The 22,165-nt window shown below is 35.4% G+C and carries 20 protein-coding genes; 6 read left to right on the forward strand and 14 right to left on the reverse strand.

The genetic code is table 11. The features are described from left to right. Window positions 1-164: 164 nt before the first annotated feature. The 9 genes from AB9K26_RS07810 to AB9K26_RS07850 all read right to left on the reverse strand — a co-directional run bounded on the left by AB9K26_RS07810 (window position 165) and on the right by AB9K26_RS07850 (window position 9,394). Window positions 165-1,886 carry an FG-GAP-like repeat-containing protein gene (locus tag AB9K26_RS07810; RefSeq protein ID WP_369971994.1) on the reverse strand — a complete coding sequence of 574 codons (1,722 nt, stop codon included), beginning with the start codon at window positions 1,884-1,886 and terminating at the stop codon, window positions 165-167. A gap of 104 nt (window positions 1,887-1,990) precedes the next feature. Beyond that, complete coding sequence (locus AB9K26_RS07815; RefSeq protein ID WP_369971995.1) at window positions 1,991-2,803, reverse strand: enoyl-ACP reductase; 813 nt, start codon at window positions 2,801-2,803, stop codon at window positions 1,991-1,993. Window positions 2,804-2,895: 92 nt separating this feature from the next. Then, window positions 2,896-4,548: a DNA repair protein RecN gene (recN, locus tag AB9K26_RS07820; RefSeq protein WP_369971996.1), complete on the reverse strand. Its 1,653-nt coding sequence runs from the start codon at window positions 4,546-4,548 to the stop codon at window positions 2,896-2,898. Window positions 4,549-4,625: 77 nt separating this feature from the next. Further along, entirely contained in the window at window positions 4,626-5,513 is an 888-nt protein-coding gene (locus AB9K26_RS07825) for a DUF4835 family protein (protein ID WP_369971997.1), read from the reverse strand. Next, window positions 5,506-6,714, reverse strand: coding sequence for a bifunctional phosphopantothenoylcysteine decarboxylase/phosphopantothenate--cysteine ligase CoaBC (coaBC, locus tag AB9K26_RS07830; protein ID WP_369971998.1), 1,209 nt, complete (start codon window positions 6,712-6,714; stop codon window positions 5,506-5,508). The genes AB9K26_RS07825 and coaBC overlap by 8 nt, the downstream gene beginning before the upstream one ends. A 9-nt stretch (window positions 6,715-6,723) precedes the next feature. Further along, window positions 6,724-7,056, reverse strand: a complete 333-nt coding sequence (locus AB9K26_RS07835; protein ID WP_369971999.1) for a DNA-directed RNA polymerase subunit omega — start codon at window positions 7,054-7,056, stop codon at window positions 6,724-6,726. Window positions 7,057-7,071: 15 nt separating this feature from the next. Further along, window positions 7,072-7,887 carry an outer membrane protein assembly factor BamD gene (locus tag AB9K26_RS07840; RefSeq protein ID WP_369972000.1) on the reverse strand — a complete coding sequence of 272 codons (816 nt, stop codon included), beginning with the start codon at window positions 7,885-7,887 and terminating at the stop codon, window positions 7,072-7,074. Window positions 7,888-7,994: 107 nt separating this feature from the next. After that, on the reverse strand, window positions 7,995-8,876 hold the full coding sequence (gene dapA, locus AB9K26_RS07845) for a 4-hydroxy-tetrahydrodipicolinate synthase (protein ID WP_369972001.1): 882 nt from the start codon (window positions 8,874-8,876) through the stop codon (window positions 7,995-7,997). Beyond that, a complete protein-coding gene (locus tag AB9K26_RS07850; protein WP_369972002.1) occupies window positions 8,876-9,394 on the reverse strand; it encodes a hypothetical protein in 519 nt (172 codons plus the stop codon). The genes dapA and AB9K26_RS07850 overlap by 1 nt, the downstream gene beginning before the upstream one ends. Before the next feature lie 72 nt (window positions 9,395-9,466). Between AB9K26_RS07850 and AB9K26_RS07855 the strand changes: the two genes are divergently transcribed. Together AB9K26_RS07855 and AB9K26_RS07860 are read left to right on the forward strand one after the other, a co-directional pair. After that, on the forward strand, window positions 9,467-10,222 hold the full coding sequence (locus AB9K26_RS07855) for a 5'-nucleotidase C-terminal domain-containing protein (RefSeq protein WP_369972003.1): 756 nt from the start codon (window positions 9,467-9,469) through the stop codon (window positions 10,220-10,222). A gap of 1 nt (window position 10,223) precedes the next feature. Then, window positions 10,224-11,135 carry a bifunctional UDP-sugar hydrolase/5'-nucleotidase gene (locus AB9K26_RS07860; protein WP_369972004.1) on the forward strand — a complete coding sequence of 304 codons (912 nt, stop codon included), beginning with the start codon at window positions 10,224-10,226 and terminating at the stop codon, window positions 11,133-11,135. Between the two features lies 1 nt (window position 11,136). Here AB9K26_RS07860 and AB9K26_RS07865 read toward each other — a convergent pair whose 3' ends face one another. Continuing rightward, window positions 11,137-11,925: a hypothetical protein gene (locus tag AB9K26_RS07865; protein ID WP_369972005.1), complete on the reverse strand. Its 789-nt coding sequence runs from the start codon at window positions 11,923-11,925 to the stop codon at window positions 11,137-11,139. Window positions 11,926-12,077: 152 nt separating this feature from the next. Between AB9K26_RS07865 and AB9K26_RS07870 the strand changes: the two genes are divergently transcribed. Continuing rightward, window positions 12,078-12,461, forward strand: coding sequence for a DoxX family membrane protein (locus AB9K26_RS07870; protein ID WP_369972006.1), 384 nt, complete (start codon window positions 12,078-12,080; stop codon window positions 12,459-12,461). Between the two features lies 1 nt (window position 12,462). Here AB9K26_RS07870 and AB9K26_RS07875 read toward each other — a convergent pair whose 3' ends face one another. Together AB9K26_RS07875 and ligA are read right to left on the reverse strand one after the other, a co-directional pair. Beyond that, a complete protein-coding gene (locus AB9K26_RS07875; RefSeq protein ID WP_369972007.1) occupies window positions 12,463-13,191 on the reverse strand; it encodes a hypothetical protein in 729 nt (242 codons plus the stop codon). 98 nt (window positions 13,192-13,289) lie between these two features. Continuing rightward, on the reverse strand, window positions 13,290-15,284 hold the full coding sequence (ligA, locus tag AB9K26_RS07880; protein WP_369972008.1) for an NAD-dependent DNA ligase LigA: 1,995 nt from the start codon (window positions 15,282-15,284) through the stop codon (window positions 13,290-13,292). A 59-nt stretch (window positions 15,285-15,343) separates the two neighbouring features. On the opposite strand from ligA, the gene AB9K26_RS07885 reads away from it, so the two are divergent. The 3 genes from AB9K26_RS07885 to AB9K26_RS07895 are packed head-to-tail and all read left to right on the forward strand — an operon-like array spanning window position 15,344 to window position 20,800. Beyond that, window positions 15,344-17,641, forward strand: coding sequence for a beta-N-acetylhexosaminidase (locus AB9K26_RS07885; protein ID WP_369972009.1), 2,298 nt, complete (start codon window positions 15,344-15,346; stop codon window positions 17,639-17,641). A gap of 2 nt (window positions 17,642-17,643) precedes the next feature. Next, window positions 17,644-18,351: a copper homeostasis protein CutC gene (locus tag AB9K26_RS07890; RefSeq protein WP_369972010.1), complete on the forward strand. Its 708-nt coding sequence runs from the start codon at window positions 17,644-17,646 to the stop codon at window positions 18,349-18,351. Beyond that, window positions 18,341-20,800: a glycoside hydrolase family 2 protein gene (locus tag AB9K26_RS07895; protein WP_369972011.1), complete on the forward strand. Its 2,460-nt coding sequence runs from the start codon at window positions 18,341-18,343 to the stop codon at window positions 20,798-20,800. Before AB9K26_RS07890 ends, AB9K26_RS07895 begins: the two co-directional genes overlap by 11 nt. Here AB9K26_RS07895 and prmC read toward each other — a convergent pair whose 3' ends face one another. Next, on the reverse strand, window positions 20,801-21,664 hold the full coding sequence (prmC, locus tag AB9K26_RS07900; protein ID WP_369972012.1) for a peptide chain release factor N(5)-glutamine methyltransferase: 864 nt from the start codon (window positions 21,662-21,664) through the stop codon (window positions 20,801-20,803). Then, complete coding sequence (locus AB9K26_RS07905) at window positions 21,661-22,152, reverse strand: GNAT family N-acetyltransferase (protein ID WP_369972013.1); 492 nt, start codon at window positions 22,150-22,152, stop codon at window positions 21,661-21,663. Before AB9K26_RS07905 ends, prmC begins: the two co-directional genes overlap by 4 nt. Window positions 22,153-22,165: the final 13 nt, after the last annotated feature.

Here is a 22,165-nt window from a genome sequence, read left to right on the forward strand (position 1 = left end):
ATATTGATTTACAATTTAGTAAATATATTGATAATCTATAAATTACTAAACCTATAATGCAGTTAATCGACAAAATGCACAAAAATTAGATTTTAACTTTTTAAAAATAATATGAATTATAAAATTTTTAAATAAGCACAACTGACTAATTATCAGTATTTTGATTATTTTTTTATGAACTTATAATTGAATATTTCTTCCCCTGCATTTATCTCAACAACATATAAGCCACTATTACAACCTTCAAGCAAGAGTTTATAATGGTAGTCATTGATATCTTCTTTGGTCTTAATCAATTGGCCTAATTCATTATAGAGTTTTAGTGATTTGATTGTTACCTTAGACACCAAATGAACATAATCAGAGGCTGGGTTTGGATAGCACAGAAAATCTTGTTTATCATAGTTTTTTATTGATAAAAGATTACTGCCTTCTTGGATATTCAGTACTTGATTGGAGCTTACATTTAGAATTTCATCAACCACACCACTCAACCAGTAAACACGCACATAATCAATCGTCGTGTTTGTTCCTAAACCAAAAATTTCTGTTGCGGAATTCTGGCCTAAATATCCTTCACCACAAAGCGTATAGCGGTATTGTTTTTGCCCATTAATTGAAATTTCAATTTTTGATCCTATTCCCTGTTTATTACTAAGAACGCCTTCCAGTTTCACCTTAAGCCAGTTATTCGTTTGTGGTTGTGTATTCTTCCAAATAAAAATATTATCGTTGTCAGTATTACTAACAGCTATTTCTGAAAATCCGTCATTATCAACATCTCCAATGGCATTTGAGTAGCTTTCTCGATCGTCATTTACAAAGCCATTATTTGGTATTGAGAAATTACCCAATCCATCATTTTCATAAAATGCGGCAGACAATAAACTAGAGACTGTACCATCAAGCAATCCACTAACATATAAATCTAAATCCATATCATTCTCAGCATCTAAAAACACGGCTCCCCAGGCAATACTATTAAAGCTAGTACCATTCGTATTAGCAATATTGGTGAAACTCCCATCACCATTATTCAGCAAAAACACATTACCACTTGGTGTATTGGTGATATACATGTCCAAATAATTATCAGCATTGTAATCATCAACTGTCACCGACATGGCATCGATATACAAACCTGTATTTGACGATTCACTTACATCGGTAAACGTACCGTTACCATTGTTTTTATAAAGTACATTCCTATGGTTCACTCTATCATTAGATACATATATATCTTGCCAACCATCGTTATTAAAATCAAAAAAAGCTGAACAAAAAGACAAATTACTCGTATTTAGAATTCCCGCCAACTCGCTAACATTTGTAAATGTTCCATTACCATTGTTTCTGTAGAGATAATTAGGGATGACTTCAGCAACATCACGATTGCTGAGAAACACATCTAAAAAACCATCATTATTGTAGTCACCCCAAGAAGCACCATATGTAAATATGTTATTTGTAGGAAGCAAGGACACAACGGTTACGTCGGTAAAATTTAAGGCGCCATCATTTTGATATAGTTTGTTTCCATTGACATTACTCGTAGCAAACAAATCCAAATCACCGTCATTATCATAATCTACCCAATTGACCTGCTTAGTCTGAAAGGTATTTGCAGGCAGGTTCAAAAAATCTTCTACAAAAACTCCATTATTATTTCTGAAAAAACGTATTGGCTGACCAGCTTCTGTTGGTAATGTAATATCATCCCAGCCGTCATTATTGTAATCGTAAAAGGTAATTCCGTTTCCTATTGGAACATCTCCGCAGCTAATTCCAATACCCAAATCAGTAGCCATATCCACAAAATTTATTTGTGCCTGATTGTAGTTTATAAAAAAGCAATACAGTAAAGCAACGGCTAATCTCTTTTTCACTTTGTTTTTTTTAGATTATATGAAATTACTAATAAAACCCAAAAAAACAAAAGGGCTTTGCACTCAACAAAACCCTTTTAATATCTTTAAATACATATGAATATCTACTCCGTGAATTTTTCCATGACAGCATCACTAACACCCATATTACTGAATCCGCCATCATTATATAGGTTTTGAAGTGTTACGCGTTTTGTCAAGTCGCTGAATAAAGTCACAGTATAATTAGCACAATCTAGTGCTGTTGCATTTCCTAGAGGTGACATTTTCTCAGCATAGGAAATAAACCCATCAAATCCTTTAACACCTTGACCAGCTGTTGTTGGCGTTGGAGATTGTGAAATGGTATTGACACGAACCTTTTTATCTCTTCCGAAGAAATACCCAAAACTACGTGCAATACTTTCTAAATAAGCCTTGTTGTCTGCCATATCATTATAATCTGGAAACACACGTTGTGCAGCCATGTAAGTCAGCGCTACAATACTGCCCCATTCGTTCATGGCATCTGCCTTGTAAAGCGTTTGCATGACTTTATGAAAAGACATTGCAGAAACATCGGTTCCCTTTTGTGTCCAGTCATAATTTTGATCCGTATAAGGCTTCCCTTTTCTCACATTAACAGACATTCCGATGGAATGCAATACAAAATCTAGCTTTCCACCTAAAATCTCCATGGATTCATTTACCAATTTTTCAAGATCTTCAATTGATGTGGCGTCGGCAGGAATAATTTTAGAACCTGTTTTTTCAGCCAATTCATTAATTTGTCCCATTCGCATAGCAATTGGCGCATTTGTAAGTACAAAAGTACCACCTTCTTCATGAACGCGTTCGGCTGTTTTCCAAGCGATAGAGTTTTCATCTAGAGCACCAAATATGATTCCTCGTTTTCCTTTTAATAAATTGTACGACATAGATGTTATAATTTAATATTTTGATGTGTTAGTATTAGCAATCAAAGTTAACCTTATTTTTTTGAATGACGATGCATTATTAACAATTACAACTAATTTAATAGTTGCTTGGCATGAGCAATTGCCGATGTACTCATATTTGAACCTCCAAGCATTTGGGCAATTTCAACCACACGATCCTCAGTAGATAATTGCTTCAATTGTGTTTGTGTCTCATTATCAACATCTTCCTTAAATACCTTGAAGTGCGTATCTCCTTTAGCGGCAATTTGTGGAAGGTGCGTTATGGTGAACACTTGCATCGATTTGCTCATGTCTTGCATGATGCTAGCCATTTTATTAGAAACCTCACCTGAAACTCCTGTATCAATTTCATCAAACATTATCGTTGGAAGTTGTGTGTATTTTGACAAAATAGATTTGATAGCCAACATCAATCTTGACAATTCTCCTCCGGAAGCTGCTTTCTTCAACTCGTTAAACTGTCCGCCTTTGTTAGCCGAAAACAAAAACTGTAAATCATCAGAGCCGTTTTGGTGAAAATTTGCTGTCAACTTTATGTCAATCTTAAACTTAGCATTAGGCATTCCTAAAACCGCAAGTATCGATTCTAACTGTGATATTAAATTCGGAATTATTTTTACACGCTTATCGTGAATTGCTTTTGCCTTTAATTTCAGATGCGACTCAACCTCGTTTATACGATTCTGTTTTTCTGTTATTCGGCTTTCCAAGTGTTCGCTGTCAAAAACTTTCTGAGCCAAGACTTCCTTAATCTCTATTAATTCCTCAACTGTTGAAACCGAATGCTTATTGGTAAGGTTATGCAGAATTTGCAATTTTGAATTGACCTGATCTAACCGATTCGGATCAGCTTCTAATTGCTCTTGCAAATCTTCCATCTCTGAAAACACATCGTTTAACTCAATCAAACTGCTTTCGATACGTTCATAAATACTTTGGTAAGAATTGCCATAATTTGAAAGTTTGGCAAATAATGCCTTGATTTCAGAAAGGTTATGAATTACTCCTACATCATCGTTACTGAGCAGATTATGTGATAAGACTAATTTTTCCTTGATATCTTCAACATTGTTCAAGGTTTCATATTCAGATTCAAGAGTTTCCAATTCACCTGCAACCAACTTGGCTTCTTCCAATTCATTCCATAGAAATGTATTGTAATCCAATTCTTTGAGAAGCGCACTTTTTTGAGTGTTTAGCAGGTTCAATTCAGTTTTAAGAGCTTTATATTGTTTCAACAATTCGGCATAATCTGATAAATCCTTACGATTTTCAGCTAAGGCATCAATTACTTGAAATTGAAAATCATCGTTTGTTAATTGTAAGGTTTGGTGCTGCGAATGGATATCGATAAGTCGTTCTCCTAAAACCTGAAGGCTATCCAAATTAACAGGTGTATCATTTATAAATGCTCTAGATCTTCCAGAGGGCAATATCTCACGACGCAAGATAGTTTGCGGTTCATAATCTAAATCATGCAACTGAAACAAAGGTTTCAGGTTGTACTTGGCAATATCAAATGTAGCTTCAACCACACATTTTTTGGAAGCATCCTTCACATGACTCAAATCTGCTCGCTTTCCCAAGATAAGCGAGAGGCCTCCCAAAAGAATGGACTTTCCGGCACCAGTTTCACCAGTAATAATTGTTAATCCAGAATGAAAATTCACATTCAAGTTATCAATTAGTGCATAATTTTTTATGGTTAAACCATTTAGCATGCAAGTGTGATTTAAAATAATAACAAAGATAGCTTAGAAGAAGCCATCAAAAAGTAAAATTAATAAAAAACACTGTTTCAGAAATTAATATTTCTCCATTTAGAAGCGTGCATTGGAGCAATTCTGGTAAGTGTTGATACCAAATCGGAAATATTTACTGTTGGACCTCCACTGAAGATATCTTCTATCTCTTCGGCCTTAGCGTCAAAGAACACACGCAATAAATAGGAATTTGGACGTCTGTTATTCATAGCCAATAAGCCAGACAAACTTTGAGCTATTGCCAGTTTTCCCTCCTTAGTATCACTGTGCATTTGGTCTAATCCATTTCTATGGTAATCGTATAGTACACTTCGGAATTCCTTATAAGTGTCTGATAAAATATTATCTATTAAAATAAAGCGTGATTGTTGACCGTCTTCTAGTTTCCATCCTTTATAGTTTCCTTGACGGGAATAATTCAATATCACCTGTGCTTGTGCGTAGTATTCGTCACCACCTTTAAAAGTAAATGTATCAGCATCCATGCCCAAAATCATATACACATGAAAGGCGAGAACCGAAATTAAATTGGACTCAAACTGGTTTTGATTGTAAACCATGTTTTGAAATTCAAGGTATTGAAAATTAAAATCCTTGTCATTATAATTATAAACAGGTGTACTGTAAGTAGACCCATAAACAGGTCTTGAAGACTGCACTTGAATTGTGGCTTGAAAATTATCATTGTTATAATCATTAACATTGATGACCATACTACAATTGATGCGCTCTTGTGGTTTAAAGGATTTGTTAGTCCATGAGGTGCTATTAATGAATTCCTTTAATTGACGTTCAAGGGTTTTAAAAATCTGAACATTTTCATTACCTGTAAGTTGTGCATTGACAATCACATCACAATTGAGCTCTTGTGCGTGTGACTGCAAAGAGAAAGCCAATATTACCAAGTATACAATTTTACGCATGCTGTTTAATAATTTGTTGCATCAAGTCCTTTGCTACCTCAGCTTTAGACTTTAATTCATGTTCAATAATCTCTTCAGATTTCGTTATAAATGTAACCTTATTTGTCGAACCACCAAAACCTGCACCTTTATCATTTAAGGAGTTGAGTACAATCAAATCCAAATTCTTAGACTTCAGTTTTCCTTTAGCATTAGTGATTTCATTTTGGGTTTCTAATGCAAACCCAACCAAGAATTGATTTGATTTTGCTTGGCCTAAGGACTTTAATATATCTTTCGTCTTCTCCAATTCAATACTAAACGTTTCCTCTTTCTTTTTTATTTTTTGGCTTGCCACATTTTTTGGTCGGTAATCTGCAACGGCTGCTGACAGAATAGCAATATCGCTCGTCGTGTAAAACTGATGGACTACATCATACATTTCAGAAGCACTGGTAACACGTTTGACATCAATTAAACTATGGGAAACCGTTTCATGTGTTGGTCCAGACACTAATATTACATTCGCTCCAAAATCTGCTGCTGCTTTTGCAATTTCAAAACCCATTTTTCCACTGGAATGATTTCCAATAAAACGCACAGGATCGATAGCTTCATACGTAGGACCAGCAGTAATGAGAACAGTCTTACCTCGTAATGGCAACTGATCTAAAATATCATTTTCGATAAACTCTACAATATCCTCAGGTTCAGCCATTCTTCCTTCTCCAACCAATCCGCTAGCCAATTCTCCTGAAGTCGCCGGAATCATAGTGTTTCCATAAGATTCTAAAGTTTCAAAGGAAGTTTTTGTAGATTCATGCTTATACATATCTAAATCCATTGCTGGGGCAAAATATACTGGACATTTAGCAGAAAGATAGGTCGCCAACAATAAATTATCACAAGTGCCATTAGCCATTTTAGATAAGGTGTTGGCAGTTGCTGGAGCAATAACGAAATAATCAGCCCAAAGCCCTAACTCTACATGGTTGTTCCACATAGCGTTGTCACTTTCTTCATTTACAAAAGAAGAATGTACAGGGTTTTTAGATAAAGTGGAAAGTGTTAAAGGGGTAACGAAGTCTTTAGAAGCAGGTGTCATAACGACTTTAACGTTAGCACCTGCTTTTATAAGTAACCTAACCAGATTAGGTGTCTTGTAAGCAGCAATTCCGGCTGTTATGCCCAATAATATATTTTTGCCGCTTAAGATTGACATAATTGAATGTTATTCCGTAGCGTCGTCGTCTGTATTTCTGTAGTAGATTTTATCTTCTAACCACTCTTGTACAGCTAACGCATGAGGTTTTGGTAGTTTTTCATAAAACTTAGAAACTTCAATCTGCTCCTTGTTTTCGAAGATTTCTTCTAAACTGTCATTGTAAGTAGCAAACTCTTCAAGCTTGTCTACTAGCTCTCTTCTGATATCTGTATTGATTTGCTCAGCTCTTTTTGAGATTACTGAAATGGCCTCGTAAATATTATCAGTTGGCGCATCAATGACATTTCTATCATAAGTTAATGTCGTTACAGGTGCATTTGTTTTCTTTAAATCTGTCATGATATTATGCGTGTATTAACTTTCTGTATTAATTTCTTTTAATTGGGTTTGCATTTCCTCATTCATCTTTTCAACGGCTTCCGTTCGCTCTGAATTAGGATAATATTTATGGAATGTATTGTAATAATTAACGGCAATATTTAAGCGCTCTTCCTTTTTATTTCTTACGCTGTTGACAGCTAGTTTATAGGCTGAATCCAATCTGTAAAACATAGCTTCTTCCCTAAAACTGGTTCCAGGAAAATCAATCAAGAAATTGTCAAATGCCTTAATGGCTGCTTCGTAATCTGAAGACTCAAAGTAGGCAATTTTATTATATTGCTTAGCAATTTCAAAAGCTTTACGCTCCAATTTAAAATCCAATTCCTTTATGAGAGTGTTTACTTCAGCTAAATGTTCAGAATCAGGATATTTATTGATAAAAAGCTGTAATTTATCTAATGCTTCTATGGTTTCCTTTTGCTCTTTTGAATAGACAGGAGATAATTCGTAATAACTTTTAGCTGAAAGAAAAGCCGCTTCTTCCGCTTTATCACTTCGAGGGTAACTGTTCTCAAAACGCTCAAAATGATAAGCAGCTATATGATAATCTTTCATTTGATAAGAACACATCGCATCTCTAAACATCAAACGCTCTGCTTGAGGCTTTCCTCTGTACTTAGGCAATAACTGATTGTATAGCCTATGTGCTTTCGAATACTTGCCGGCTTCGAATAATTTGGAAGCCATATCAAGCTTTACTTTTGTGTCCTCAGACTTCAATGCCTTTTGGAATTCACTACAAGATAAAGTGACTAGCGCTAATAATGTGATGCAAATAAATTTTCTCATATCTAAAAACAGGATGCAAAAATACGTATTTATAACGTATTATAAAAACTAAAAATCAGCACTAAAATAAACGCTAAAAATAGAGCTTTTGTATGTTTAAGTATTATTTAACTTTTAATCGTTTGAAGTGCTTGTTTTATTTTTCCTTTTAGCTCTGAAGTTGCTTCAACCAATGGCAATCTAACCGTTGCCTTTGAAAGCTCTAAAGCTTCCAGTACGGCTTTAATTCCAGCAGGATTGTTTTCAGAAAAAATCAAACTGGTTATTTCCATCAATTCAAAATGGATTTTGTAAGCTTCCTTTGCTTTTCCTTCCAAGCCAAGTCGGATCATTTTTGAAAATTGCTCTGGCAACGCTTGACCGATAACCGAAATCACTCCTGCTCCACCTGCAAGCACAACACCAAGAACCAAATCATCGTCTCCAGAAATCACAAGAAAATCTTCGGGTTTATCCCTTAATAACTTTAAATACTGATGAACATTATTCCCAGCCTCTTTCACTGCAATCACATTTTTAAAATCCTTTGCTAAGCGAAGGGTTGTTTCTGGTGACATATTTGAAGAGGTTCGCCCAGGAACATTATACAGAATAATATCAACAGGAGACACTTGAGATATGGCCTTAAAATGTTGGTATATGCCTTCTTGAGTCGGTTTACTGTAATATGGTGAAACCGATAAGACAGCATCAATAGAACTAAAATCGGTATTTTCAATTTCATTGATAATCTGAGCTGTATTATTACCGCCAATACCTAAAACCAAAGGCACTCTACCCTTATTTGCATTAACGATAGTAGCAATGATTGCCTTTTTCTCTTCAGACGTTATGGTAACGCTTTCGCCTGTCGTACCAGAAATCACAATATAATCGGTTCCTTTATCAATATTGTAATTTACCAAATTGGCCAATGCCTTATGGTCAATGGTTAAATCGTCATTAAAAGGTGTTATTATCGCAACTCCTGTACCTTTAAATTTTGTCATTATAGTTTATTTAAAACGGTTAAATATTTTTTTAATTCTTTGGAAAACAACTTGAATTCTTTTGTTTTGACATCTATCATCAAATCAAACATACGTGTGTCTTGTTTCGTCAATCCTACTTTGAAATTTGCATTTGAAGCAGCTGTTATCAGTTTAAGCTCTAACGAATCCTTTGTATAATAGCTTATAAGGACATCGAATTTGGTATCTACAAACGTTTGCAGTTCAATGTTGTTTATTTTTCCTTTCCAGCCAAAATCCTTTGGATTAAAATAAGTATCCCAAAGCGGATTGGCTTCTTTGGCATCTTCTACAAAAGCAATGATTTTAATTTGTGAAGGCAGTAACCCAAGGGATTTAAAGAAAACCCTAAAAGCTTCAAAGTCTGAAAACTCAGCCATGTTCAAAATCACGCCTACGCTATCCATCTTTTGGTTGCTTACCGCAACTTGTCTAGCACTAAGCAATTTGTTAACATATTTTTGATTTGAATTTGCTTTGAATGCCTTTAAAATCATTTATATTTATGCTTTGTACAAATGTAGTAAAAAGTCACTGCAAGTTATTGTTAACACTTGCATAAATAACTTATGAAAAACCCTATAATATGTATTGCTTTCGTTTTGCTTTTAGCAACTGCTTGCAAAACAAATACACTCTATAAAATTGAAGGCAAACAAATAGCAATTAGCGATAGTTTAGCGACAAATCAGGATATTGAAAATTTCATTAAGCCTTATCGTATACGAATCAATGAAAGTCTTGACAGTGTTATTTCTTATGCCAAAGACACTTATTCAAAAGCTGATGGCGAATACAATACAGCTATTGGAAATATGATGGCTGATGCCGTTTTTGAGGAGAGCAATCCGGTCTTTAATTCTAGAACAGGCAAGAATATTGATATGGTTTTACTCAATCATGGTGGTATTCGATCTATCATCTCTAAAGGAGATGTTACCATTAGAACCGCTTTTAATGTGATGCCATTTGAAAACTCTGTAGTTGTAGTACAAATGAAAGGCAACAAGGTACTTGAACTGGTTGATTATTTGGTTAAGGAGCAACGTGCCCACCCAATTAAAAACCTCCAAATTACATTAGACGCGAATAAAGAATTGAAATCTGCCACTATAAATGGCAAGGCAATTAATCAAGATGACACTTATTTTGTAGCTACCAACGACTATCTCTACAATGGTGGAGATCGTATGACCTTTTTTAAACCTAACGATAGTTTACATATGCTTAATTATAAGATACGTAATGTGTTGATTGATTATTTTTCAAAAAAAGACACCATCGCTCCTCAAATAGATAACCGCTTCATCCAAATTAAAGACTAGTATGAACAGAAGAACTTTTATACAACAAACGACAGCAACTGGTGCTTTAATAACCCTTGGAGGTCTCGGATTGTCATCATTTTCATCTGATGTTAAAAAAATCACCATTCTTCATACCAATGATGTCCATAGCCATATTGATCCCTTTGGCCCGAATGATGGTCGTAATCCAAATAAAGGCGGTGTTGCTAGACGAGCGAGTTTGATTGAAGCCATTAGACAAGAGAATCCAAATACCTTATTGCTGGATGCTGGTGATATTTTCCAAGGCACACCTTACTTTAATTACTATGGTGGCGAATTGGAATTCAAGCTGATGAGCATGCTAAAATATGATGTGGCAACTATTGGCAACCATGATTTCGATAATGGTATTGATGGTTTGTTTGCGCAATTGCCACACGCTAAGTTCGATTTTGTATCTGCCAATTACGATTTCTCAAATACCATCATGGATACGCATGTAAAACCTTATAAAGTGATTGTTAAAAATGGCATCAAAATTGGAATCTTCGGACTTGGTGTTGAACTTCAAGGTCTTGTGGATAAAAATCTTTATAAGGAAACTGTTTATTTAGACCCTACAGAAATTGCTCAAGATATGAGTAGGGTTTTGAAAGAAGAAGAAAAATGCGATCTTATAATCTGTTTGTCGCATCTTGGTTATAGCTATACTCACATCCCAAACAAAATCTGTGACATTAAACTAGCTGAAATCACGAAAAATATTGATTTATTCATTGGAGGTCACACACATACATTTTTAGATAGACCTACCGTTATAAAAAATTCAGAAGGAAAAGATGTTTTGGTTAACCAGGTAGGTTGTTATGGTATTAACTTAGGAAAAATTGATTTCTATTTTGATTCTGACAAGAATAAGTCGGCCAAAGGCATTTCTATTTCAGTTTAATTCAGGTTTCAATAGAACTTTCTACATTGATATCACGTAATTGTTGTGTTGTATGGATGAAGTATTCACTTAAGTTCATCTTTTGCTCTTCATCGGTTAAAGTGTGGTAGTCATACACATATTTGTAAAGCATGAAAAGACCAAGGATATGCAGGGTTCTCTCAAACACCTCAAACAACCAAAAGTGGATATATAAATTACAGATATAATTCAACACATCTGAAAACACAAAACAAAACACCATAAGTAAATAGGTAATAGACTGTCCTGTTTCCTTACTTAAATATACCACAAAAGCAAAATACATCAAGGCAACTAAAGTAATACCATGAAAAGTATACACAACAATATTTGTGTCATCTATAAAATTATCTTTGGAAACCTCATAAAGCTGGTATAAAAAGAAGGAATTCAATATCAACACAAAAATCAGGTAATACGATACTAGACCTTGAAATTTTATCTTTTTAAGCTTGCCCAATAACACAAAAATGAGCAATAAATAAGCACCTATGTAAAAACTTTTAGCTAGAATAACTGAAGTATTTCCAAAATCAAATACTGAAAAAGCATCTCCTACAAAAAACAATAAAAAAACTACCAAAAATACATTGGCCATTTTATTTAGCTGACAATAATAGAATGTCAACAAAATGGTTATGGTTATTAACTTGACCGTTTGCGGAACTAAGCTTGTATTAAAAAATACAGCCACAGCAGAACATAGAATAACTACTGAAAGTATGGTAGCCAATATAAAATTTGGCTTTGATCTGAGGGCATTTCTCATAGTATTTTAAATTAAGCAGGTCTACAAATATATGAAAAAATATGAATTTCAACGATGTTTTTATACATTTTATCGATTATTTCACAAAATTACTCATCTAGCAATAGGTTTAAATGATTTTTTCGTCTAAACCCAAAACAACCATAAAAATCATGAAGAAATACTTTCCTTTGGCATTACGAATCATCGTAGCCATCATTTTAATACAAACCTTACGCTTTAAGTTTACTGCACATCCAGACAGTGTTTATATTTTTACAAAGGTTGGATTAGAACCTTTTGGTCGAATTGGTATCGGGATAGCAGAATTGATTGCTGGCATCTTGTTGCTTTTCAGAAAAACAGCTTGGGCTGGAGCACTATTAACTTTAGGGATATTAGGTGGTGCTATTATGATGCATCTAACAACTCTAGGAATTGAAGTCAACAACGATAAAGGTGTTCTTTTTACAACAGCTTTAGTAACGTTTGTACTTTCTGGAATTATAGCTTACCTGTACCGAAAAGACATTCCTTTATTGGGAAAAAGACTGTAAATTATACATTTACATCTTGCTGTTGATAACGCAAAATTGGTCGGTGTTCTAGTTTCGACTGAATAAAAAGGAATAAAAAGGCAAAAACCAAAAACATAGAACAAAGTACATTCAAGAGATTCATATCTGAGATGTAAAAATAGGCCAGCTGAATCACTTCAGAGAACACAATACATATCGTGCCAATCAAGAGGTTCATAGATTTTTTGTCATCTCTATACATATAATTAAGTAGTGCTACTGCCATTAAGAACATAATCACAGAATTGTATAGTAATTCCAAGTAATATTCAGGATATAGTAATTCGTTACGTGTGGTATCTGATACATAGTACACAAAGAATAAACCTAAAATTGTTAACAAAGCAGTTTGTATTGGAAACCTTGAAATTGCCTTGGTCATTTCAAGAGGCAGAATGATCCTCGCAATTAAAAAGAGGTAAGCCGTAATGTACAAGCCATTACCTATGTAATAGAAATAATCAACATCCGTTTCAAGAGTAAAATTCCAAGTGGCATAATTTAGAATTTCAGAAATGGTGAAAACAATTAAAAAAGCTAAAAAGAGCGGATGACGTTTCTTTACACTTAGTAAGTATAATATTGTAAGCAGTGTAACAGTTAAAGCCCTTACACCAGCTGCATCAACTTCTAGTCCTTTGAACTGAAGTCCAAGAAAAAATAAACTAAGAGCTAATACAAGAGCCCCTAAAAACTTCCCTACTTGCATGTAATTATCGAATTAATAGTGAAGCAAATATATTAATTACCTGAAAATAAACGATTAAAATCTTATTTAATCGACAAAATGTAAATAAAAGTAAGAATTTACTTAATTAATTCTAAAAAATCATTCTCGGTTATGATTGGAATATTGAGCGATTCAGCCTTTGTTCGTTTGCTTGGACCCATTTTATCGCCAGCGACTAAATAATTGGTTTTAGAAGATATAGACGAGGACACCTTACCTCCATTGTCTTCAATTAGCTTTTTTAGTTCAGTTCTCGAGACCGATTCAAAGACTCCTGAAACTACAATTGATAAACCTTTGAGTTTGTCTGTTTGATTGGCAAGTGTTTCTTCTGAAAGTTTCAATTGTAAGCCATAATCCTTTAATCGGGATACAATACCTCTGTGCTCTTCAGATTGGAAAAATTGTACAACACTTTCAGCAATGCTATCTCCTATTTCATCTACAGAAACCAAATCATCGATAGGAGCTTGAGAAAGCGCCTCAATACTTTTATAATGCTTGGCTAATTTTTTAGCGACTGTTTCACCAACATAACGGATTCCAAGTGCAAACAAGACACGTTCGAAAGGAATTTGCTTCGAGGCCTCAATGCCATTAATCAAATTCTCCGCACTTTTCTCTGCCATGCGTTCTAAAGGTAACACATCCTCTTTGGTCAATACATATAAATCTGAATAGTTTTGAATCAAACCTTCATTGACCAAAAGTGCTACAGTCTCACCTCCAAGTCCTTCAATATCCATCGCTTTTCTTGAAATAAAATGCTGGATACGACCAATGATTTGTGGTTTACAGCCATTTTCATTCGGACAATAATGTTTGGCATCTCCTTCTTGTCGAATTAATTCCGTCTGACATTCCGGACAATGAGTAATATATTCGGTAGGTTTGGAATCTGCAGGACGCTTACTGAAATCTACAGCGATGATCTTAGGAATAATTTCTCCTCCTTTTTCCACATACACCTCATCACCTACTCTTACATCCAATTTCTTTATTTGATCGGCATTATGTAAAGAGGCTCTTTTCACTGTAGTTCCAGCAAGTTCAACAGGCTCTAAGTTAGCCACAGGTGTAATGGCTCCAGTACGTCCAACTTGGTAGGTGATCTCATTTAATCTCGTAGACACCTGCTCTGCCTTAAATTTGTAAGCCATGGCCCAACGTGGTGCTTTTGCGGTGTAACCTAATTCTTCTTGTTGCTGAAGATTGTTCACCTTAATCACAACACCATCGGTTTCATAAGGCAAATCATGACGATGCACGTCCCAGTATTCTACAAATTCCAAAACCTCATCAACCGATGTTGCCAACTTTGACGCTTCTGGAACCTTAAATCCCATCTGGCGTGCTTTATCCAAACCTTCAAACTGGGTTTCAAATCCGAGATCTCTACCTTTCATACTATACAGTAAACATTCCAACGGACGTTTAGCTACTTCAGCACTATCCTGTAACTTCAAACTTCCAGACGCTGTGTTTCTCGGATTTCTATAAGGCTCCTCTCCTGCTGCTAATCGCTCTTCATTCATTTTATGGAATCCGTCGTAAGGCAACACAATTTCACCTCTAATATCGAAACGCTCAGGATAATTACCTTTCAGTTGTAAAGGCACAGATTTAATGGTTTTTACATTCGTTGTTACATCATCGCCTTGGGTACCATCTCCTCTTGTCACAGCTCGTAAAAGAGTCCCATTTTCATAGGTCAAACTAATGGAAGCGCCATCGTATTTCAATTCACAGACAAACTCAACCTTACCATCAACGATTTTTTCGATACGCTTTTCCCAATCCAGTAAATCTTCCTTCGAATAGGAATTGTCCAAGGAATACATTCTGTAATCATGGGTAACCGTTTCAAAATTCTTGGTCACCTCACCACCAACACGTAAGGTTGGTGAATTTGGATCGTAATATTCTGGGTATTGATCTTCTAATTCCTGAAGCTGCTTGAGTTTCATATCAAACTCAAAGTCGGCTATGGTTGGATTATCTAAAACGTAATAATTGTAGTTATGTTCACGCAATTCTTCCCGAAGTGCTTTTATCTGTGATTCTATACTCATTAAATTGGCGTAAAAATTAGCTTTTTTGACTTATATTTAGAGCACACTAATATACTAAAATGAACGTCAAGAGAATTCTAGTTTTATGTCTTTTTATAAGCTTTTTATTCAGTTGTTCTTCTGAAGTTCAAAACACCGATCCGCCAAAAATTATTCCTGCTCCCAATAACATTGTTCTAGGTAAAGGCAAATTTCTTTTAAACTCCAATACCAAAGTTACTTATCCAGATGAGTTCAAAATCTCTGGTGAATTTCTTGTGGATTTCATTAAACCCAAAGACAATGAAAATCAAGAAAAGAATAACACCATTGGGTTTATTAAAGATCCGACTCTAGAACATAATGAAGGCTATTCTCTAGACATTCAACCTAAAAGAATTACCATCAAAGCCAAAACCGACCAAGGTGCGTTTTATGCTGTGCAAAGTTTGAGGCAACTTCTTCCAGTTGAATTTGAAACCAAATCCACAGTTGATGATGTTTTTATTCCTTGTGTGACTATTGAAGATGCACCTCGTTTCCAATATCGCGGCATGCACTTGGATGTAAGTCGGCACATGTTTCCTGTAGAATTCATAAAAAAATATATTGATGCACTCGCCATGCTTAAACTCAACACCTTTCATTGGCATTTAACCGACGATCAAGGTTGGCGAATTGAAATCAAAGCCTTTCCAAAACTTCAAGAGGTTGCTGCCTTTAGGAAAGAAACCCTTATTGGTCATTACAGTGATCAACCACATCAGTTTGACCATACTGTTTATGGTGGTTTTTATACGCAAGAAGAGATTAAAGATATTGTAAATTATGCTTCTAAACGACATATTACCATCATTCCAGAAATTGAAATGCCAGGTCATGCACAAGCTGCCATTGCTGCCTATCCAGAATTAGGATGTACAGGAAAAGCTATTGATGTTGCCACCAAATGGGGTGTTTTTGAAGACATTTATTGTCCAAAAGAAAACACTTTTACGTTCTTGGAAACCGTTTTGGATGAAGTGATGACTTTATTTCCTGGACAGTACATTCATATTGGTGGCGATGAAGCTCCTAAAGTCCGATGGAAAAACTGTAAGCATTGTCAGGACTTGATGGCAAATGAAAATCTAAAAGACGAGAATGAATTGCAGAGCTATTTTATTTCTCGAATTGAAAACTACTTGAATAGTAAAGGACGACAAATCATAGGTTGGGACGAGATTTTGGAAGGAGGCTTAGCGCCAAACGCAACTGTCATGTCTTGGCGAAGTACCACCTCAGCGATTGAAGCTGCCAAGCAAAAGCATGATGTTATCTTGACGCCAACCTCACACTGTTATTTTGACTACTATCAATCTACAAATCCTACTGAACCTATTGCCATTGGTGGTTTTTTACCCTTAGAAAAAGTCTATGGATTTGATCCTGTTTCAGAAGAAATGTCGAAAGAAGAATCCAAATATGTCCTTGGCGCACAAGGCAATTTATGGACAGAATACATCTCAACGGAAAAACAATTGGAATATATGGCATTCCCTAGAATGTTGGCACTTAGCGAAGTGATCTGGACACAACCTAATCACAAGGATTACAATGATTTTGTTTTGCGACTGGAGCACTTCAACAAGCGGTTAGATGCTTTAAACATCAATTACGCCAATCATCTCTATGACATTGAAGGTGATTTGGTTTCTAACAATGGTCAACTGTCTTACACTCTTAAAACACTTACTTCAGGAAAACAGATTCGATATACATTAGATGGTAGTATCCCAAACTTCAGATCCACTGTATACAAAACACCTATTCCGATCGATTCAAGCATAACGATTACTGCTGCAGTATTTGATTCTGAAACACAACTAGGAAAAGTTTTTTCTGAAACCATCAATTACCACAAGGCTGTTGGGAAGACCATACAAATCAATGAAACACCGAACGAAGCCTATTCTGGAAGTGGAGCAAGTGGTTTGATTAATGGAATTTCCGGGAGTGATAAAAGATATGGTGACAAAGAGTGGTTAGGGTTTTGGGGCAAGGACATTGAAATTCAAATCGATTTTGGTGATGCTATTGAAGTGGAATCTATAAAAACTCGTTTTCACAATGGCCACGGACAATGGATTTACACACCAAGAGAGGTTGCTTTTGATTTTACACTCGATGACGGTTCTCATGTTACGGATGTCATTCATCTAAATCCGGATAATGAAATACTGGTAGATTTAAATTACGAGTTTAAAACACCAAAAAGCCTTGAGGTAAAAGTGAAATCCGTTACATTGAAAATCCCAAACTACGGAATGATTCCTGAAGGCAAACAAGGTGCAGGTCATAAAGCCTGGACCTTTATCGATGAAATCATAATCAATTAATTATGACCTTAGAAATCTGTGCAAACTCATACCAATCGGCTAAAAATGCAGTAAAAGCTGGAGCACATCGAATTGAACTTTGCTCAGAGTTAAGCGTTGGAGGCATTACGCCAAGTTACGGATTGATAAAAAAAGTTCTCTCTGAAATAAATATTGAAACCTTTGTGCTGATTCGTCCGAGATCTGGAAACTTTTGTTATTCCGAGGTCGAGTTTGAAATCATGAAATCAGATATACAAATCTGTAAAACATTTAGTTGCCATGGTATTGTATCAGGTGTTTTAAACAAAGACCGAACTATTGACATCAAAAGAACCCAAGACCTAATTGAACTTTCAAAACCTCTACCCTTTACATTTCATCGTGCTTTTGACTTGGTTCCTAACACGTTGGAGGCTCTTGAAACACTTATCAAATTAGGAGCTAATCGTATTTTAACTTCAGGTCAGGCAGTAAAAGCTATTGATGGACTTGAAAACCTCAAAGTTTTGCAAAAGCAAGCTAAAAACAGAATTAACATTTTGGTTGGCAGCGGAGTTAATCCTGAAAATGTGAAAGCATTTAGAGATTCTGGTTTTACTGAAATCCATGCCTCAGCCTCAACAGTAATCTTGAAAGAAACATCAGATATGTTTGGAAATGTTCAACAAACAGAGTCGAATTATGATACCATTAAAGAACTTTTAAAAGTTATTTCTGATGCGGATTAGTGTAGGCTTCCTCTTATTAATTCTTCTGCTATCAAGTTGTGAGCCTAAACACGACCTTCCGATAACTATAAACTTAGATGACCATTGGGAATTCAAGTCCACTTCAGATTCCATTTGGCATAAAGCCACTATTCCTGGAACAGTCCACACCAATTTGTTGGAAAACAAGCTTATTGAACATCCATTTATTGGTGACAATGAACACGATCTGCAATGGATTTCTGAAACCGATTGGGAATATAAATCGAGTTTCAATATATCGGAAGACATGCTTCAAAAAAAACATATTGAACTCAACTTTGAAGGTTTGGACACTTATGCCTCCATTTTCCTAAACGACAGTTTGATTCTTAAAACCGATAATGCGTTTCGAAATTATAAGATTGAAGTCAAACCTCTACTTCAACTGGAAAACGAATTACATATTATATTCGAACGTACTTCAATTCATGAAGAACAAAAACAATCAGCATTACCTTATCAATTACCTGAAGGCAATCGTATTTTTACTCGGAAAGCACAATTTCAGTATGGTTGGGATTGGGGACCAAAACTCAACACAGCTGGCATCTGGAAACCTATAACGCTAAAAGCTTGGAATGACTATAAAATTAAAGCCATTGATGTTCAGCAAGACCAGCTAAATGAGTCTATAGCATCTTTAACACTGAGATTGGAAGAAGACATATCTCGCAATGAAAAACTAAACTATGATGTTTATGTCAATGATTCACTGTATTCAAAAAACTTAGGTTACCCTGAAATTCCAATAACAATAGAACAGCCGAAGTTGTGGTGGCCTCATAATTTGGGAGAACCTTACCTATATGATATCAAGGTTGTGGTTAAAGACGGTCAAAAAATCTTGGATAGTATATCGACAAAAAAAGGTTTAAGAACAGTTGAACTCGTAACCGATAATGACCGCATCGGACAATCATTTTATTTTAAGGTAAACAATGCGCCTGTTTATATAAAAGGTGCCAATTACATTCCACAACACAGTCTACAAGATCAAGTTTTAAAGACGCACTACGATCAACTACTGAACGATGTGGTTGCTGCCAATATGAACATGCTTCGGGTTTGGGGAGGCGGTATTTATGAAAATGAGGAGTTTTATGAGCTATGCGATGAAAAAGGCATTTTGGTATGGCAGGATTTTATGTTTGCCTGCGCCATTTATCCAGGTGATGAGGATTTCTTGAAAAATGTTTCGATTGAAGCCCAACAACAGGTGAAGCGTTTACGCAATCATGCTTGTATAGCTTTATTTTGCGGCAACAATGAAAGCTCCGAAGGTTGGCATCGTTGGGGTTGGCAAGATGGTTTTAATGATTTTGAAAGAGATGAGATTTGGAACAATTATATGAAGGTTTTTGATTCCATTTTACCTCAAACTGTTGAAAAATTCTCTCAAACTGACTATTGGGAAAGCTCACCAAAGTACGGTCGAGGCAATTCGAAGTACAAAACAGAAGGCGATGCACATGATTGGTGGGTTTGGCACGATGGCTATCCGTTTGAACATTTTGAAGCTAACGTTCCGAGGTTTATGAGTGAATTCGGATTTCAATCTTTTCCAAGTTATGAAGCCATTAGATACATAAGTCAGAAGGACAGTCTTGATATATCTTCAGAAGGCTTTAAAAACCATCAAAAGCATGTACGCGGATTTCAACTCATAAAAGACTATATGGCACGTGATTTTCCAGTACCTGAAAACACTGAGGATTATGTCTATGTGAGTCAGTTGTTGCAAGCCTATGGCATCAGCAAAGGCATTGAAGCCCATCGCAGAGCCAAGCCTTATAATATGGGCACCTTATATTGGCAACTCAACGATTGCTGGCCAGCTGTATCATGGTCGAGCATCGATTACTTTGGGAATTGGAAAGCACTTCACTATCACGCCAAAAAGGCGTTTAAAAATACCATAACGTCTTCTGAAATCAATGACAACATTTTATCTACTTACATCATCAATGACAACAGAAAAGGATTTGAAGACCTTTTCAGCATTAGAATCATAGATTTTTATGGAAACAACATTTGGAGCGATGAAAAAACGGTTTCAGTCTCTGCCAATTCCAGCTCCAAAATTCATGAATTGGACTTAGATACTATTGAAGTAAATAGAGAAAATACTGTGGTTATAACCTCAATTGGAACACAAACATCGTATACCTTTTTAGTCAAACCTAAGTTTTTAAAACTAACCAAAGCTCCTATCAAACAAACTATTCAGAAAACAGAAAACGGATTCAGTATCACGCTACAAAGTGAGGTACTTCAAAAGAATGTATTTCTATACACCAACAACAAAGGACGTTTTAGCGATAATTATTTTGATCTGCTTCCGAATGAAACACTCACTATTGATTTTAATACTGAAAGCGACATCTTAGACGATTTAAAAATTAAAACGCTAAATCAATTTATTCAATAATCAAAGAGTTCCTTTTAGCATTCGGTCTTTACCAAACAAGTCCTTTTTAAGCTCTACATTCTTGAAACCATAAGACTTTAACAGTTGCATCATGTCTTGTCCTAAATATTCATTGATTTCAAAAAATAATGTTCCATTAGGTTTGAGGTTTTTCCTTGAAAAAGTGCATATAGCGTCATATAATAATAACGGATTATGATCTTCAACAAATAAAGCTAAATCGGGTTCATGGTCTAAAACATTAGGTTGCATCATTGTTTTTTCCAATTGTCTCACATAAGGCGGATTGGAAACGATGATATCAAAAGACTGATTTAGCTCAGAAGACATATCAAACTTCAAAATATCTTGATGCAAAAACTGAATCTTAACCTGATTTAACTCTGCATTTTGTTTAGCTACAGAAAGTGCTTCTGAAGAAACATCCATAGCCGTAACTTGAGCCGAATACCTAAAATGATTTGCCAACGCAATAGCAATACAACCTGATCCTGTTCCAATATCCAATATTTGAAGAGATGATGTTGCTTTTTCTGAATAACTATCAATAATCCAAGAGACCAATTCTTCGGTCTCAGGTCGTGGAATCAAGACATTCTGATTGACTCTAAATGGCAATCCGAAAAATTCGGTCTCACCAATAATATATTGAATGGGTTTTTGCTGTTTCAACTGTTCAAGGGCATCTAGGAATTTGATTTCGTCGTTGGTATTAATTTCCTTATTGGGATCTAAATGAAACGTCATTCTATTGACACCTAAAAAGTGTTCCAAAAGCATAAAAAAGAAACTTTGCACTTCTTCCTTTCCGTAGAGAGCATCCAAGGCATCATGAAACCGCTGGCGAAGTAAATTTAAAGTCATAGTTTTTTAGTCATCCAAACGCCACATGAATAGTGACCTGTATTCCCTAAAGGTTGTTCCAAGTGCTGAAATCCGAACGACTCATAAATATGGATTGCGGCTTTTAATTGCGAAGCGGATTCCAGATAGCAGGTCTCATATTCAAATGATTTTGCTACTTCCAAACACTTTTGGAACAACTGCTTACCGTAACCTTTACCTCTAATCTTTGGTGAAAAATACATTTTCTGAAGTTCACAAACATTGCCTTCAAAGTCTTTCAATGCTTTGACACCAGCACCTCCAAAAACCTCAGAATCATTAGCAATTACAAAATAAACTTCACGTTCACCTTGGTAAGATTCATACATAAAAGGTGTTTCGGCATCTTCATAAGCGGTTCCTTTCAATGGAATATCAAATTCTGGAAAACAGGCTTTAATCACTGCTTCTATTTGCGGATTATCTTCTGGTCGGATTTCTCTAATAACAATGTTATCTTTACTCACTTGAATAGTCTAT

Source organism: Psychroserpens sp. XS_ASV72 (genome assembly GCF_041224425.1).
Taxonomy (GTDB): Bacteria; Bacteroidota; Bacteroidia; order Flavobacteriales; family Flavobacteriaceae; genus Psychroserpens.

What these genes read in the sequence shown, in the direction of transcription:
- ligA (WP_369972008.1), bottom strand. Translation starts at nt 15,284, where the DNA reads ATGAGTATAGAATCACAGATAAAAGCACTTCGGGAAGAATTGCGTGAA.
- AB9K26_RS07850 (WP_369972002.1), bottom strand. Translation starts at nt 9,394, where the DNA reads ATGATTTTAAAGGCATTCAAAGCAAATTCAAATCAAAAATATGTTAAC.
- AB9K26_RS07895 (WP_369972011.1), top strand. Translation starts at nt 18,341, where the DNA reads ATGCGGATTAGTGTAGGCTTCCTCTTATTAATTCTTCTGCTATCAAGT.
- AB9K26_RS07875 (WP_369972007.1), bottom strand. Translation starts at nt 13,191, where the DNA reads ATGCAAGTAGGGAAGTTTTTAGGGGCTCTTGTATTAGCTCTTAGTTTA.
- AB9K26_RS07890 (WP_369972010.1), top strand. Translation starts at nt 17,644, where the DNA reads ATGACCTTAGAAATCTGTGCAAACTCATACCAATCGGCTAAAAATGCA.
- AB9K26_RS07855 (WP_369972003.1), top strand. Translation starts at nt 9,467, where the DNA reads ATGAAAAACCCTATAATATGTATTGCTTTCGTTTTGCTTTTAGCAACT.
- AB9K26_RS07865 (WP_369972005.1), bottom strand. Translation starts at nt 11,925, where the DNA reads ATGAGAAATGCCCTCAGATCAAAGCCAAATTTTATATTGGCTACCATA.
- AB9K26_RS07835 (WP_369971999.1), bottom strand. Translation starts at nt 7,056, where the DNA reads ATGACAGATTTAAAGAAAACAAATGCACCTGTAACGACATTAACTTAT.
- AB9K26_RS07840 (WP_369972000.1), bottom strand. Translation starts at nt 7,887, where the DNA reads ATGAGAAAATTTATTTGCATCACATTATTAGCGCTAGTCACTTTATCT.
- AB9K26_RS07870 (WP_369972006.1), top strand. Translation starts at nt 12,078, where the DNA reads ATGAAGAAATACTTTCCTTTGGCATTACGAATCATCGTAGCCATCATT.
- dapA (WP_369972001.1), bottom strand. Translation starts at nt 8,876, where the DNA reads ATGACAAAATTTAAAGGTACAGGAGTTGCGATAATAACACCTTTTAAT.
- recN (WP_369971996.1), bottom strand. Translation starts at nt 4,548, where the DNA reads ATGCTAAATGGTTTAACCATAAAAAATTATGCACTAATTGATAACTTG.
- AB9K26_RS07885 (WP_369972009.1), top strand. Translation starts at nt 15,344, where the DNA reads ATGAACGTCAAGAGAATTCTAGTTTTATGTCTTTTTATAAGCTTTTTA.
- prmC (WP_369972012.1), bottom strand. Translation starts at nt 21,664, where the DNA reads ATGACTTTAAATTTACTTCGCCAGCGGTTTCATGATGCCTTGGATGCT.
- coaBC (WP_369971998.1), bottom strand. Translation starts at nt 6,714, where the DNA reads ATGTCAATCTTAAGCGGCAAAAATATATTATTGGGCATAACAGCCGGA.
- AB9K26_RS07815 (WP_369971995.1), bottom strand. Translation starts at nt 2,803, where the DNA reads ATGTCGTACAATTTATTAAAAGGAAAACGAGGAATCATATTTGGTGCT.
- AB9K26_RS07860 (WP_369972004.1), top strand. Translation starts at nt 10,224, where the DNA reads ATGAACAGAAGAACTTTTATACAACAAACGACAGCAACTGGTGCTTTA.
- AB9K26_RS07825 (WP_369971997.1), bottom strand. Translation starts at nt 5,513, where the DNA reads ATGCGTAAAATTGTATACTTGGTAATATTGGCTTTCTCTTTGCAGTCA.